Genomic DNA, 15,345 nt, shown 5'->3' with positions numbered 1-15,345 from the left:
AATGAAAAAAATAATATTAAGAACAGTAATGTTAGCACTACTATTAATATTACTAGTGATGTTATTAGTAGGATGCGTAAAAATAAATTTAAAATCAAATGCAGTATATTATGCGAAAAATATGCCAAGAGGAGAAGGCCAAGAACCAGAATTAATAATGTTAGTAGACAATTTATGGTGGGTAGACAATCCAGATATAGAAGGAATAAAATATGATATAGATGGAACAAGTGCTATTATTGATTTAAATGGTAATGGAAATAGAAGATTCAATAATATATACTCATATGAAACGGAATATGTTTATAACAATGAAAACGGTGTTTCTTATAATTTTAATAGACGTTTTGAATTATTATATGTAATAGATGCGAAATATAAAAAAATAGATATCAATTCTATAGATAAAAATAAAATAGTTTCAGAGATAAAATCATTAGTACAACCTGTAATTGACAAACAAGATGAGCCATTAATAAATCTCCAATGGATATTTAATTTAGTATATCAAGATGAGTTTAAATAAGTATATTGAAAATAAAAATACCATAAACAAAGTTTTATATTGTTTACGGTATTTTTATTTTCCCTATTTTATTTACTTCAAATGTTCTATTTCTATTATTGGTTTTGAGTTTCTTCTGTATAATTATTTTTATTTTCTAATATTGTGTTATTAGTATCTGAAATGTTATGTTCATTGTTTTTAGATGTATCTTCATTTTTCTCAAAATTATCGTTGTCTGTTGTATTATTATCATTGATATTAGTAACAACTTCTGTATTTTGATCTTCTGTTATAGTTTCGTTTCTATTTACTTCTTTGTTTTTCTCGGAAGATACATTATTGAATTCTTCTAAAATATTGTTTAACTTTAATTTTATATTTATCAATTCATCAATACTTTTAGTTGTTTCTAAATTATTTTCTATGTTATTTATTTGTGTTATTAATTTTTGTTTCTCATCATTATCAATATTATTGCTATTTAATTTTTCTTTTATCTTATTAATATCTGTTTTTATATTTTCTATTAATGAGGTATTATTGTCTATAGTTCCGCTATTAGCTTTGTTGAAGTTTTTTGATATTCCGATAGGAATACTATTGATAATTTCTAGTTCACTACTAGGTATATTGTTGTTACTAACATATAAGCTTTCAATAGTTTTGTTAGGTTTACTGATGTTTAGTGTAGTTAAGAAATTGTTATTTGCATTTAGTGTGTTTAATTTTGTGAAATTATTAATACCTTCTAAAGAGTGTAATAAATTGTTTTCTACGTTAAGTGTTGTTAATGAATTTTGATTGTTTTTTATATTAATGTTATTAATTGTATTATTTGATGCATTTAATATTTCTAGATTATCAAAATTTTCAATTCCTTCTAAGTTGGTCAATTTATTATTTTCTATGTTTAGTGAATTTAATGAGTTATTAGTATTATCTCCCAAGTTACTTATGTTATTATTTTTCACGTCTAGTGATTTTAATTTAGGTAGCTTAGTTAGAAAGTTCAAACTATTTATATTGCTATCTGTTGCAGACAGTTCTTCTAGGTTTGGCGCATTTAAAGTTGACATATTTATTTTTGGATTATTTGATAAAAACAATCTTGTCAATTCTCTCTTATTATTTAGAGGCTTAAGATCTGTTATATTATTATGCTCCAAGCTAACAGCTTTCAGATTTTCTAAATTTTTTAATGGCGATAAATCTTTTATGTTATTGTAATCAAGATTTAATGATTCTAAATTTTTTAGTTTTGATAGAACAGATATATCTGTAAGATTGCTTCCAGCTATGGCTACGGATTTTAAGTTAGGATATTCTGCTAAAAATGAAATGTCAGAAATTCCGTTTTGTGAGATATCTATTCCTTCTAGTGTAAGTATGTTTTTTAAAAATGAATAATCTTTAATTCCAGTTTTTGTTAACCATAAATGTTTTAATTTTTTGAATTGATATAGTGGAGTTACGTCATCAATTTGTGTAAATCCTACTCCTAATACTTCAATATTTGGCATTAATTCTAATCCCTTTCTTTTCAAAGGATTTTCTTTTTGACCGATATTAATATATCTAACAGTTTTTAGCCATTCTTTCATTTTTTCTGTATCTTGTTCATCTTTAGGAAAATCAGTCTCTGCATTTGCATGAACAATGTCATTAATAGTTTCTGCATCAAAACCTAATTTTGTTAATGTTTCGGTACCATTATTGTTATGACTATGATGAGGGTCTTCTATTGGTTTATTTATATCTATATTTTTTAGAAGAATTGAATGACTATGATCACCGTGAGGATAAACAAACGCCAATCCCTCGCTTGTTTCTACTAGTTTTATAGAATTTATATCTAAATCTAATTGTTTTGCCAAGTAGTTACGTTTAGTTTCTATTTCTTTTTTTAATTTAATATCTTCACTGTTATTTTTTTCTATGTTGTCTTCATTATTATCATTTAGCTTTTGATTGTATTCATTTTTTGCTTTCTCTAAATATTTATTTGGTATTAAATTTTCCCACATAGAATTTACAAGTTGATAGTATGGAATGAAGTGATTATGGGAACTATGACTAACGATTACACCAGAATCAGTATATGATGTTATATTTTTACCATCAAAGATAAATCCATCATCAGTAGGGAAGTCTATCCCTGCAAATTTTAGTTTATTTTCTTTTGATTTATCATATTCATTGTTGTTAATATTGTTTTCTGTTTTGTTTGGAACTTCTGGTTTTGCTATATCAGGTTTATTTTTATTAACATCTTTTTTAGGAATAAAGTGGAAATGATCTCCATGCTTAACTATGTAGCCATCTTCAGTTTCACCTACAATATCATTAGGGTTGAATGTATAACCGTCATTATTAATATTATTAGTTAGATGATTAGAATTATAGTTAAGTTTAGAATTACTTGGATTGTTAGGGATTAAGTATGCCCATTTTGTTCCTATTAGTTGATTATAAGGGATAAAGTGTGTATGCCCATTATGTAGTAATATTAGTCCAGATGAATTACGTCCAATTATTTGTCCCTCATTAGAGAATAAGAATCCATCACTAGTTGGATAATCAATACCAGCAATACCGTTAGACTTATTTATTGTTTTTATATTGTCGGTATAGTTGTTTTTTGTAATATTTTTAGCTTCTTCTCTAGTTACTATATTAGTTTGTTTTATATTATCTTTTGGAAAGTAATAAAATTTATTGTTTACTTTTATTACATATCCTTGTTCTAGTTCATATTGAACATCAACTTGATTTAATATATAGTTCGGATCTTTCATAACTAATGTATCTAGAATTTTAGCATTGTAAGGAACAATTCCTTTTTCAAAGTGGGTGTGATCGTCATGTATTGTAACGTACCCATCATCTGTTATCTCTGCGACAACAATATTACTTGTTTTATCTTTATAGTGGATTTTTTTAGTTGATAAATTATTGTTATCTATATTTTCGACATTTTGTTTTTCGGGAATATCATGTTCATTGCTGCTCACTTTATATATTCCAAAAGTAAGTAGACATACAGTAATAATCCCAGTCGTTCCAATTATTATTTTTTTGTTATTATTCATATTTACTCCTTAAAATGAAATTATTACGATTTAGATTATAACATGCCAATTTTATTTTGTAAATAGTAATCAATACTATTTATAAAATTTAATTTTTATTGTAACAATTATATTTTAGTTAAACAATTTTAATAATATGGAATTTTATTTTTTTTAATAGTATAATAAACATAATTAATATTGTTACGAGGTAAAGGGTTATGACAAATTTTGAAAGTAAAAGAGTTGTAGGAATAGACTATCTTAGAGAATCTAGATATAAAGATAATGTTATAGTTATTGATGCTAGAGGAAATATGCTTGAAGAAAACTCTTTAATGTATGATAAAGCCATTGTAGTTGATTGGACAGATATAAGTTTATTAGGCGAATTTGGTGGAGAAGATTTAGGAAAACTTCTGTCAATAAATAATTACAAGGAAATATTTAAAAAGCTGAATATAAATGATGATACAGAAGTTTTAGCTTATGGATTTACTATGCCAGAAGCTGGATTTGGTGATGAAGGACGTATAATTTATACATTTGAATTCGCAGGATTAAAAAATGTAAAATTAATTGATGGCGGATATGATGAAATCGAAAAACTAGGATTTAATAAAACATATAATAAAGAAAAAGATAGACTTAATGTAGAGAATATAGTACGAGAAGAAGCTAAAGAAAATACCAAAGCTATATTTACAGACGAATTATTAACTTTGGTTAATAGTAATAACGTACAAATATTAGATACTAGATTAAAAGAAGAATATAATGGTAGAGTTATTTATGGAGAAAATAAAGCAGGACATATAGTCGGTGCTATATCTTTACCTTTTAACACATTAGTAGATGAACGTGGATTCTTAAAAACTAAAGATGAAATAGTTTCTTATTTGAATAGTCTAGGTATAGATAAAAGTAAATTAATAATAACCTACTGTACTACAGGTGTTAGAGCATCTTATGTAGCGGTAATTTTGACAGAATTAGGGTATAAAGTTAGAAACTATGAACCTTCATTTGCAAGATATGCAAATGTAGGAGAAGTAGAATTGTAGTTAAGGAGGAATTTTTATGTTACAAAGTAGACAAGCAACAAAAGAAGATATACGAGTGTTAGATGGTATATATGAGTTTATTTCATCATTAGAACTTGATATTTTAAAAGAAACAGGACGAGAAAAATTTTACAATATTTTGAAAGAGTGCTTTACTTCGGATGAAGATCGTTTTAGTTATAGGTATTGTGATGTAGTAACGAAAGAGGGGAAAATATTAGGATTTTCTTTTAGTTATCACTATGACGATGTTAATATTGCTAGAGATTATTGGTTTAATCATATAGTAAAAAAGTATAATTTAAACAATGATTCAATAATTTTTGATTACAATGAAGCATTACCAGAAGAATTATATTTGGACACACTATATACATTTGAAGAGTCAAGAGGACTAGGAGTTGGGACAAAACTTTTACAACAATTTTGTGAAAAATCCTTTCCATTAAAAAGTTTAAATGTTGCACAAAGTAATATACGTGCAAAAAAATTATACGAAAGCTTTGGTTTTGAAAAAGACGGAGAAATATGGATAGGTCATGAAAATTATGATCATATGATATTAAGATAAATAATTTTATTATAGTAAATATAGAAAACATTTGATATAATTATAAAAAAATGATAGGAGTACAATTTATATGGCAGAATTACTAAGAAAAGATATAAAACTAGAGGAAACTTGGGATCTTACTCAAATATTTTCTACAGATGAAGATTTTTGGGCAGAATATAAGAAAGCAGAAGAAGACATAGTAAATATTAAAAATTATCAAAATAAATTAGCAAATAGTGCACAGGATTTACTAGATGTAATGAAATATTTTGAAGCAAATTTTTTAAGATTAGAAACATTATATGTTTATGCACATCTTAAAAATGATCAGGATACTACAGAAACTACTTATAAAGAAATGTATTCAAAAGCTTATGATTTGTATGTTAGAATTTCGACTGAATGGTCATTTTTGACGCCGGAATTGTTAGCAGTAGAAGAAGAAAAATTAAATAAATATTTAGACGAACTAAAAGAGTTAGAAGTTTATAAATTTGAAATTGAAAAAACTAATAAAGTTCGTCCATATACTTTAGATAAGGAATTAGAAAGAATTATTTCGATGGCAGGAAATGCTCTATCAGCAAGTAGTGATACGTTCTCTGCATTAAACAATGTTGATGTAAATTTTGGAGAAGTTGAAGACAAAGACGGTAATAAATTACCTTTAAATCACGGTACTTACGGACAATATATGGAAAGTAATGATAGAGTACTTAGAAAAAATACATTTAAGACATTATACAAATATTACAGATCACATATAAATACATTAGCTTCAACATTATCAGGAAACTTGAAAGCTAACAAGTATTATGCAGATACGCACAAATATAACTCAACTCGTCATAAAGCATTGTTTAATAATCACATTCCAGAAGAAGTTTATGATAATTTAGTTAAAACTATAAACGATAATTTAGATGTATTGCACAAATACTATAAATTACAAAAGAGAGTTTTGGGAACAGAAGACTTTAGGTTGTATGATCGTTCTGTATCAATGGTAAATTCAGAGCCTACTAAATTTACATTTGAAAAAGCTAAAAATCTAGTGTTAGAAGCGGTAGAACCACTAGGAGAAGATTATGTAAAAGATATGGAAAAAGCATTCACAGAGCGTTGGATTGATATAAGACCTAACAAAGGAAAACGTTCAGGAGCATATTCTTCTGGAGGATATGCAACAAAACCTTATATATTATTAAATTATGATGATACATTGAATTATGTTTATACATTGATTCACGAATTAGGACATTCTATGCATTCTTTCTATACAAGGAAAAATCAACCACAAACTTATGGAAGTTATTCTATATTTGTAGCAGAAGTAGCATCTACTTGTAATGAAGCATTGTTGTCAGATTACCTATACAAAAAGTTCGAAAAAGAAGGTAATAAACAGTTAATGCTAGAAGTTTTAAATCAAGAACTTTTAGGTTATGTATCTACATTGTATCGTCAAGTAATGTTTGCAGAATTTGAACATTTAATTAATAAAACTGTTCAAGAGGGTGGAGTATTAACTGCAGAATATCTAAATGAAAAATATTTTGAATTAGTAAAAAAATATCATGGTGATTCGTTTGTTTATGATGATGAAATTGCTACTGAGTGGTCTAGAGTTCCTCATTTCTACTATAATTACTATGTTTATCAATATGCAACAGGATTCTCTGCAGCACAAGCATTATCAAGTTTAATATTAGAAGATAGTAATAATGCAAAAACTTATATAGAAGAATTTTTATCGAAAGGTAATTCTAACTATCCAATAGAAGTTTTAAAAAATGCAGGAGTAGATATGTCGATTTCTGAACCTATCGAAAGAGCTATTAAACTATTTGAAGAAAAGATAGATCAATTCGAAAAATTATACTTTGATAAATAATTTATTTTATAGACGGCTTACTGATAGTATTATGATTAATTAAGTTACTAATATTAATGCTATCTTTAAGCTGTTATTTTTATGATTTTATATTACAGGAGGAATTATGCCAGAATTACCAGAAGTAGAAAATATAAAAATAGGATTAAAACCTAATGTTGTAAATAAAAAAATAATAGATATAACATATTCAGATGTAATTGTGGATGCACATAAACAAGAGAAACGTGCTTTAGTTAAAGATGATTTATCTTATTTTAGAGATAATCTTGTTGGTAAAGAAATTTTAGATTTACAAAGACGTGGTAAATATATTTATTTCATACTAAATGCAGGTTATTTAATAACTCATTTTGGAATGACAGGGGCATATTTCGTAGTTAATGATATTCGAGAAATTACCAATAAAAATTATTACAAGCACCGTCACATAATTTTTGATTTATCCACAGGAGAAAAGTTGGTGTTTAGTGATATACGTCGTTTTGGAGAATTAAGATATTTAGATAATATTTCTGATTTCAAACCATTCAAAAATTTAGCCCCAGAACCATTTGAAAAAGATAGTTTAGATTATTTTCTGCACAAATTGGAAGAAAAAAAATATAAATCCCAAAAAATAAAAGCACTCCTTCTAGAAGGTAATGTTTTTTGTGGTTGTGGTAATATTTATGCGTGTGAAGTTCTTTACAGAGAGAAAATTCATCCAGAGAGATTGGCTGAAAGTTTAACCTTGGAAGAAAAGAAAAGTATATTTACTACTCTTGTAAATATACTTGAGTTCAGTATTGAACAAGGAGGATCAACAATTTCTGATTATGTACACTCTGATGGAGGAGAAGGTAATATGCAGAATTATTTACAAATATATGGAAAGAAAGAGTGCCCTTTAGGACATGAAACAGAGAATATAACTATAAAAACAAGATCAACATATTTTTGTCCTGTTTGTCAAGAAAATCAGTAAAAATACAACAGTTATTATAACAGATGAGGTTTTCACGAGTATATCAAAATAAAGTTTATATAAAACATTTTCATATTAATTTCATTACTTTTACACTTTGTTTTCATATTAAAAATGTATATAAATAGCTATTGAAACTAAATAATACAGTTGATCAGTAGTTATTGTTCTATATTATTTTGACACAAATTGTTCACATATACTTGTGCAACATTGTTGAAATAGTATTGTAAATGTTGTACACTAAGTTTGTACAATAAAATAAATTACAAGGAGTGTCAAATTATGTCAACAAAAGTAGAAACAAAAAAAGCATTTGTTGGTGGATTATGGGAAAAAGAAGTTAACCTAGTAGATTTCATTAAATCAAACTACACAGAATATCGTGGGGATTCTTCTTTCTTAGTAGGACCAACAGAAGATACAAAAGTTTTAGTTGAAAAATTTAATGACTTAATGCGTCAAGAACGTCAAGCAGGTGGAACTTTAGATATGGATACATCTATTCCATCAACAATTCTATCACATGGAGTAGGATATTTAGATAAAGATCGCGAAAAAATTGTAGGTCTTCAAACAGATAAACCTCTAAAACGTGCTCTTATGACATTTGGTGGTATCAATATGGCTGTTCAAAGCTGTAAAGCTTATGGTTATGAAGTAGACGAAGAAGTAGTAAAAATCTTTACAGACTACCGTAAAACTCATAACCAAGGAGTATTCGATGCTTATACTCCAGAAATGAGAGCTGTTCGTAGATCAGGTGTTATTACTGGACTTCCAGATGCTTATGGACGTGGACGTATCATAGGTGACTATCGTCGTGTTGCTCTTTATGGAGTTGATAAATTAATAGAATTCAAAAAAGCTGATTTAGAAAAAATCGGTGCAGACGGAGTTATGACTGAACATGTAATCCGTGATCGTGAAGAAGTAAATGAGCAAATTAGAGCTTTAGGTGAATTAAAAGAAATGGCTCAAATCTATGGATTTGATATTTCTGGACCTGCGACAAATGCTCGTGAAGCTGTACAATGGTTATACTTTGGATACTTAGCAGCAATCAAACAACAAAATGGTGCGGCTATGAGTATCGGTAATATAGCTACTTTCTTAGATATTTATATTGAAAGAGATTTACAAGATGGATCATTAACAGAAGTAGAAGCACAAGAATTAATAGATAACTTAGTTCTTAAATTAAGAATGGTTAAATTCGCTCGTACTCCTGACTATAACCAATTATTCTCTGGAGATCCAATTTGGGCAACATTAATAGTTGGAGAAATGTTAGATGCAGAGAAATCATTAGTAACAAAAACAGACTTCCGTTTTATCCATACTTTAGATAATATGGGTAACTCTCCAGAACCAAACTTAACTATCCTTTGGTCTTCTAAATTGCCAAAAGGATTCAAAGAGTACTGTGCAGAGTCTTCAATTAATCACTCAGCTATTCAATATGAAAGTGATGAATTATTAGCAGACTTCTTACAAACTTGTGATAAATCAATCGCATGTTGTGTATCTGGTATGACAACTGGTAAAGATATGCAATTCTTTGGAGCTCGAGCTAACTTAGCTAAAGCATTACTATACACTATCAATGGTGGACGTGATGAAATCAGTGGAGCTCAAGTAGGTCCTGTAACTGAACCTTTACGTGGAGAATTAAAATACGAAGAAGTTATGGAAAAATTTGATGTATTTATGGAATGGTTATGTAAACTTTACATTAATACATTGAACGTAATTCACTATATGCATGATAAATACTCTTACGAAAGTTTAGAAATGGCTTTACATGATACAGATGTAAGAAGATTTATGGCTACAGGTATTGCAGGATTCTCAGTAGCAGTAGACAGTTTATCAGCAATTAAATATGCTAAAGTAACGCCAATAGTGGATGAAGAAACAGGATTAGCAGTAGATTATAAAGTTGAAGGAGAATTCCCAACATTTGGTAATGATGATGATCGTGTAGATGATATCGCAATTGAATTACTAAAAGAATTTATGACAAAACTGAAAAAACACCCAGTATACCGTGCGAACGAAACTACTACATCAATCTTAACGATTACTTCAAACGTAGTTTACGGTAAGAAAACTGGTAATACTCCTGATGGACGTCGTGCTGGAGAGCCATTCTCACCAGGAGCAAATCCAATGAACGGACGTGACCAAAGTGGAGCATTAGCTTGCTTGAACTCAGTTGCTAAATTACCATATGAGTACAGCCGTGATGGAATTAGTTTAACAGCTGCGTTTACTCCAAATTCATTAGGTAAAAACCATGAAGATAGAATTACTAACTTGGTAGCAATGATGGACGGATACTTCCAACAAGGAGGATTCCACTTAAATACTAACGTATTTAATAAAGAAACTCTTCTTAAAGTTATAGAAGCACCAGAAGAATATCCAAACTTCACAATCCGTGTATCAGGATATGCAGTACGTTTAATCAGCTTAACGCCTGAACAACAACGTGATGTATTAAGCCGTACAATGCACCAATTCCGATAATAAAAATAATTTATTAAAAAGAGAGAAGGAGGGTTTGTTGCTCTCCTTTTTTTATGATAGTATATAAAAATAGGAGGTATTAATGAATATAGTTACTGCTTTAATGTAATTATTAAACATAAAACCACCTAAATTATCAAAACAGCAAATTTATAATATAAAAAATAATTTTTATAAATTAGATGAAATGTTAGAAATAAGAAATCATGTACTAAAAACTTCTAAAAATCTATAAGTTGGTTTTAATAGAGCAATATTTACTGTAACTTTTGTTTTTATCTTTATTTTTGTATTATCTATTATTAGTTATAATATTGCACCTGTTAATGTTATTTTATTAATACATGGTTCTATATTTGTAATTTTGTATATTATTCTATTTGTTTTTAAGATATTTTATGTTAACAAAATAAAAAGACAATATAATAAATTAATTCAACTTTATTATTATAATAATTTAGATGAGTTGTATATTGAATAGAATATAATATATTATTTTAGAAAGGATTAAATTATTATGGTAGAAATAGAACGCAATAAAAATCTAACGGCTAATGTTCACTCTATTGAATCTTTTGGAAATGTAGATGGTCCAGGTATTAGATTTGTGGTGTTTTTTCAAGGTTGTATGTTACGTTGTAATTATTGTCACAATCCAGATACTTGGAAACTACAAAATCCTAAAGCTACAGTATATACAGTAGAGAATTTGGTAAAAAAAGTAGTACGTTATAGACCTTTCTTTGAAGCTAGTGAAGGTGGAGGCGTTACTGTTAGTGGCGGAGAATCGCTATTACAATTAGATTTTGTTTTGGAATTTTTTAGAGAATTGAAAAAATTAGGTATTAATACATGTGTAGATACTTGTGGAGGTTTCTATGTAGATGCTCCTTCGATGAACAAAAAAATATTAGAATTAATTTCTCTTACTGATTTATTTTTAGTAGATTTAAAGCATATTGATGATGAAATTCATACTAAATTAACTAAACGTACAAATAAAAATATTATAAAATTTACTAATTTTTTAAGTGATAATGGTGCTAAAATGTGGATAAGACACGTTCTAGTTCCTGAATGGACAGACGATGATTATTACTTGCAAAAATTACGTGAGTATATAGATACTTTGAAAGGTGTAGAAAGAGTTGAAGTATTACCATATCATGATATGGCTAAATATAAATACAAAGAACTAGGAATTAAATATGAATTAGATCATATCGAACCTCCTACGAAAGATAGAATAGAAAATGCAATAAAAATTTTAGGTGCTAGATACGATTTATAATAATTATTAAGTCTAAATTTTAAAATTATTATATAATTGAAAAAACCCGTTGTACAATATATACGTTGATATATTGTACATAGTAAAAAATATTTTACTATTGATAGAAAACCTAATATAAAGCGAAAAACATAAGGTATATCAACAAGACAACAAAATAGTTGTTAAGGTTGTATATCGGAAAAATAGAACTTAAAGGACAACCTTAAAAATAAGGTTGTCTTTTTTTGTATTTAAAGAAAGGAGATAGTGCTAATGGAAAAAATAGATATAATAACTCCCCTAGCAGTATTGATGTTTTTTATGACAATAATACTTTTAGCATATTTTCTCGCAATGGTGGTGACAATTCCTTACGCAAAGAAATTATCAAGACAAAATGAGACAAAACACAAATGGGAAGAACATATTGAGTATTTGTGTTTGACTGGTGTCTTATTAGTACTTTTAGTTGCTATGCAAATGTTCTTAATCGAGTTTGAACTAATACCAATAAGATAAACAAGTATGACAACGATTAACAAAATATAGGAGGTAAAAAATATTGAAACATTATATGAACTAATCCTAAAAGGAGGATTAATGAAATATAAGTATAAAAACAGTAAACATAAAATTATAGATATAGAGGAAGTAAAAGGATCTATATTTATATATAGAAACAAAAAAGATTTAATACATCAAAGAGGAATAGTTTTGACCTCTTTAGAAGCGTTAAATGACAACAGTAACAACATAACTCACTTTACCCCTAATGTTTATAAATACGGAACTTATGTAGATGATAATAGAAAAATAACATCAGGACACTTCGAGAAGAATTTAAGACAGATAAACACATTTTACTTAGACTTCGATAGTGAAAAAATTAATGAGAGTGATATATTATCCGTATCCTTTGAATTAGGATTTATGCCTACATTTATTATAAAAAGTGATAGAGGATACCAGGTATTTTATATATTAAAAGAGCCAGTATATATCACAAAACATAGTGATTATAAAGTAATTGAAGTAGCTAAAAAAATATCAAATAATCTTAGAAAATATTTTGCTGAAGCCAAAATGCCAGTAGATATGCTATGTAATCACTTTGGAATATCAAGATTTCCAAATAAGGATAATGTAGCTTACTGTGATACTAATAATGTATATCCATTTAGTGATTGGTTAGATTGGTCGATAAAAGAAGATGATAAGTTACCTACAAACAATAATTTCTATATCATCAAAGGAAGTAAGGATATTAGGCAAATAGATGAAAAGTGGTTTAAATTACTTTTAAATGCAAAAAAGATAAAAGGAAGCAAAGACTTGCTAGGTAGAAACAATGTATTATTTACACTAGCACTAGCTTGTTACTCTTCAGGAATTACACAAGATGAATGTGAGGACAAGTTAAGTATATTTAATAATAGCTTAGAAGAACAGTTAAAAGAAAATGAATATAAAAGAATAATATCTTCAGCATATTCAAATAAGTACACTGCGGCTAGTAGAGAATACATAATAACACTTTGTAGAAAGTGGATAGATAAAGATATTACTTCAAAAGACCTATTTACTAATCAAGTATGGACTAAATTTAAAAGAAAACGGACAGAGAGAGAAAGAAGCCATTTTAACGAATGGGAAGAAGATATTATAAGCTATATTGATAAGCTAGACGATATTTACTTAGAATTTAAAAAGAAAGATATTGTAGAAACTCTAAATATACCTAAAAGAAGTTTAGATATTGCTTTAAAAAACTTAAAGAAAAAGAATGTTATATTTTACAAAGCAACATACGGACGCTCTGGTGGTATAAGAATAGGGCTTATCAAAAAGATATATTTACACAGTATATCACTTGTAAGAAATCAAAAATATACTTTTATAAATGAGCTATCAAATTACTTTAAATTAAAATATAGAGATGTAGTTCAATGTATTAATTCATATCAAGATAATAACTATGTAATACAAGATACATTATTTGAATTAGATGTAGGAGAAGTCCTCATTATTTAATAAAGGAGAGTGGAGAATATGGAAAAAATAGCACATTTAAATTCATCAAATACGTTTTTACTACTAATACTTATATGTTTATATATTATTGGTATTGCATTATGTTTTACGATACTTCATATGATTACTGAAAAAGAAGTTACTATACGTGATATATCTCTAATATCTTTAACAGTAATTATTATAGGTATAATAATGATTTTGTTAGGGAATTTACTTACTTAAAAAGGAGAATACGAGATATGGAAAGATTAAAAGACATAATTTATAGAGTTATCACATTTTTTATATCAATATTTTATATAACTACAAATGGAGTGGCAACTGCACTATCAATATACGGACTTATAAATTTTATCCCAAAAGTAATAAAATACTACAATACGTCTGACGATAGTAAATTAGTATTCTATGTAATCATCACAATTATAGTATCAATATTACTTTGTAAATTTATTAAACACTTATTAATTGCGATTAAAACACTTTTTGCGACAATAAGACCAGGTCTTTTTAATTAATAAAATAAAAGATGCAATGTGCCATTACATTTATATCTTTGATTATATTATATGTTTAGAAAAATTATTTTTTCAGAAAGGATTTATTATGAAACTACCTAAGGATGTTTGTTATTTGATAGCACTTGTTTTATTTTTATTTAACAGTGTATCTTTTCAATTTCTTTTATCACAATTATTAGGCTGGAATAAAATTTATATATTGCTTACCGTGTTAAATTGTATAGTAATGTTATTTTTTACAAAGTATGTTTTGAAACATATAAAACCAAAAAAACCACATTTATAGATTTAATAAATAAATTTTGACCTGATTATGTCGTTAAACTGATTACTTGTATGAACATTGATAATTTAATAACACTGCCCCCCTGATTAGAGTGTCTATTGCATAAAAAAAAGAAAAAGGGTGGTATGTAGACTAGAAATTCATATCTAGGGCAAGACACAGTAACGTATACGCATTAGTTTATACAGCTAATAAGCCAAAGAGGTTAGCTTTTCTTAGACCACAAAAAGCTCGTAAGAAGATACAGAGAAAGACTACGTGTCTTATCCAGCACAGCGTAAATTCGCTACACATTCTACTAGGAGGAAATTAAAATGAATGTAAAAAAAGAAGTACAAATAGAAGACCTTAGAAGACTAGGTAGATTAGGCGGAGCGACTGCTCTATTACTTGACGGAGAAGAAATGATTTTAACTGAAAAATACGGACTTGTTCGTAAAGAAGGAGTTGTTTTTGGTAAAAATATGACCGTTGAAGTAATTGAACAATACACAAAAGTATATTCTAAAATAAGAACGATAAAGTGGAACAATTTACTTATCGCAAGGCGAATAAATAAACAAGGTAAATCGATATTAGAACTAACAGGAATAGGATATAAAAGAAATAATTAATCTATTAAAAACTAAGGAGAAAATCATT

13 protein-coding genes are annotated in these 15,345 nt (G+C 27.4%); 12 read left to right on the top strand and 1 reads right to left on the bottom strand.

Features of this window, described 5'->3' with window-relative positions; all coding sequences use genetic code 11:
* The first annotated feature begins 1 nt into the window (after nucleotide 1).
* Nucleotides 2-526: a hypothetical protein gene (locus AC1XWJ_RS03220; protein ID WP_483334455.1), complete on the top strand. Its 525-nt coding sequence runs from the start codon at nucleotides 2-4 to the stop codon at nucleotides 524-526.
* Between the two features lie 95 nt (nucleotides 527-621).
* On the opposite strand, the gene AC1XWJ_RS03215 is transcribed toward AC1XWJ_RS03220, so the two are convergent.
* Nucleotides 622-3,597, bottom strand: coding sequence for a pneumococcal-type histidine triad protein (locus tag AC1XWJ_RS03215; RefSeq protein WP_483334454.1), 2,976 nt, complete (start codon nucleotides 3,595-3,597; stop codon nucleotides 622-624).
* A gap of 200 nt (nucleotides 3,598-3,797) precedes the next feature.
* Here AC1XWJ_RS03215 and AC1XWJ_RS03210 point away from each other — a divergent pair, with 200 nt between their 5' ends.
* The 11 genes from AC1XWJ_RS03210 (at nucleotide 3,798) to AC1XWJ_RS03160 (ending at nucleotide 15,317) form a co-directional block, all read left to right on the top strand.
* Nucleotides 3,798-4,640 carry a sulfurtransferase gene (locus AC1XWJ_RS03210; protein WP_483334453.1) on the top strand — a complete coding sequence of 281 codons (843 nt, stop codon included), beginning with the start codon at nucleotides 3,798-3,800 and terminating at the stop codon, nucleotides 4,638-4,640.
* Between the two features lie 16 nt (nucleotides 4,641-4,656).
* Nucleotides 4,657-5,211 (top strand): GNAT family N-acetyltransferase, encoded by a 555-nt coding sequence (locus AC1XWJ_RS03205; RefSeq protein WP_483334452.1) that lies wholly within the window; start codon nucleotides 4,657-4,659, stop codon nucleotides 5,209-5,211.
* Between the two features lie 70 nt (nucleotides 5,212-5,281).
* Complete coding sequence (gene pepF, locus AC1XWJ_RS03200) at nucleotides 5,282-7,090, top strand: oligoendopeptidase F (RefSeq protein ID WP_483334451.1); 1,809 nt, start codon at nucleotides 5,282-5,284, stop codon at nucleotides 7,088-7,090.
* Between the two features lie 106 nt (nucleotides 7,091-7,196).
* Complete coding sequence (gene mutM, locus AC1XWJ_RS03195) at nucleotides 7,197-8,057, top strand: DNA-formamidopyrimidine glycosylase (RefSeq protein ID WP_483334450.1); 861 nt, start codon at nucleotides 7,197-7,199, stop codon at nucleotides 8,055-8,057.
* Nucleotides 8,058-8,342: 285 nt separating this feature from the next.
* Nucleotides 8,343-10,589, top strand: a complete 2,247-nt coding sequence (pflB, locus tag AC1XWJ_RS03190; RefSeq protein WP_483334449.1) for a formate C-acetyltransferase — start codon at nucleotides 8,343-8,345, stop codon at nucleotides 10,587-10,589.
* Nucleotides 10,590-11,106: 517 nt separating this feature from the next.
* Entirely contained in the window at nucleotides 11,107-11,880 is a 774-nt protein-coding gene (gene pflA, locus AC1XWJ_RS03185; RefSeq protein ID WP_483334448.1) for a pyruvate formate-lyase-activating protein, read from the top strand.
* 255 nt (nucleotides 11,881-12,135) lie between these two features.
* Nucleotides 12,136-12,381: a hypothetical protein gene (locus tag AC1XWJ_RS03180; protein WP_483334447.1), complete on the top strand. Its 246-nt coding sequence runs from the start codon at nucleotides 12,136-12,138 to the stop codon at nucleotides 12,379-12,381.
* Nucleotides 12,382-12,462: 81 nt separating this feature from the next.
* A complete protein-coding gene (locus AC1XWJ_RS03175; RefSeq protein ID WP_483334446.1) occupies nucleotides 12,463-13,893 on the top strand; it encodes a primase C-terminal domain-containing protein in 1,431 nt (476 codons plus the stop codon).
* Between the two features lie 18 nt (nucleotides 13,894-13,911).
* Nucleotides 13,912-14,118, top strand: a complete 207-nt coding sequence (locus tag AC1XWJ_RS03170; protein ID WP_483334445.1) for a hypothetical protein — start codon at nucleotides 13,912-13,914, stop codon at nucleotides 14,116-14,118.
* Between the two features lie 17 nt (nucleotides 14,119-14,135).
* Nucleotides 14,136-14,414: a hypothetical protein gene (locus AC1XWJ_RS03165; RefSeq protein ID WP_483334444.1), complete on the top strand. Its 279-nt coding sequence runs from the start codon at nucleotides 14,136-14,138 to the stop codon at nucleotides 14,412-14,414.
* Nucleotides 14,415-15,017: 603 nt separating this feature from the next.
* Entirely contained in the window at nucleotides 15,018-15,317 is a 300-nt protein-coding gene (locus AC1XWJ_RS03160) for a hypothetical protein (protein ID WP_483334443.1), read from the top strand.
* Nucleotides 15,318-15,345 lie beyond the last annotated feature (28 nt).

The sequence above is a fragment of the Gemelliphila sp. 1F1 genome (genome assembly GCF_056897515.1).
This window is presented reverse-complemented; position numbering and strand designations above follow the sequence as displayed.

Excerpts from the sequence above, each read along its gene's own strand:
- AC1XWJ_RS03205 (WP_483334452.1), top strand. The coding sequence starts at position 4,657 with ATGTTACAAAGTAGACAAGCAACAAAAGAAGATATACGAGTGTTAGAT.
- pflB (WP_483334449.1), top strand. The coding sequence starts at position 8,343 with ATGTCAACAAAAGTAGAAACAAAAAAAGCATTTGTTGGTGGATTATGG.
- AC1XWJ_RS03210 (WP_483334453.1), top strand. The coding sequence starts at position 3,798 with ATGACAAATTTTGAAAGTAAAAGAGTTGTAGGAATAGACTATCTTAGA.
- pflA (WP_483334448.1), top strand. The coding sequence starts at position 11,107 with ATGGTAGAAATAGAACGCAATAAAAATCTAACGGCTAATGTTCACTCT.
- AC1XWJ_RS03180 (WP_483334447.1), top strand. The coding sequence starts at position 12,136 with ATGGAAAAAATAGATATAATAACTCCCCTAGCAGTATTGATGTTTTTT.
- AC1XWJ_RS03165 (WP_483334444.1), top strand. The coding sequence starts at position 14,136 with ATGGAAAGATTAAAAGACATAATTTATAGAGTTATCACATTTTTTATA.
- pepF (WP_483334451.1), top strand. The coding sequence starts at position 5,282 with ATGGCAGAATTACTAAGAAAAGATATAAAACTAGAGGAAACTTGGGAT.
- AC1XWJ_RS03215 (WP_483334454.1), bottom strand. The coding sequence starts at position 3,597 with ATGAATAATAACAAAAAAATAATAATTGGAACGACTGGGATTATTACT.
- AC1XWJ_RS03170 (WP_483334445.1), top strand. The coding sequence starts at position 13,912 with ATGGAAAAAATAGCACATTTAAATTCATCAAATACGTTTTTACTACTA.
- AC1XWJ_RS03175 (WP_483334446.1), top strand. The coding sequence starts at position 12,463 with ATGAAATATAAGTATAAAAACAGTAAACATAAAATTATAGATATAGAG.
- mutM (WP_483334450.1), top strand. The coding sequence starts at position 7,197 with ATGCCAGAATTACCAGAAGTAGAAAATATAAAAATAGGATTAAAACCT.
- AC1XWJ_RS03220 (WP_483334455.1), top strand. The coding sequence starts at position 2 with ATGAAAAAAATAATATTAAGAACAGTAATGTTAGCACTACTATTAATA.
- AC1XWJ_RS03160 (WP_483334443.1), top strand. The coding sequence starts at position 15,018 with ATGAATGTAAAAAAAGAAGTACAAATAGAAGACCTTAGAAGACTAGGT.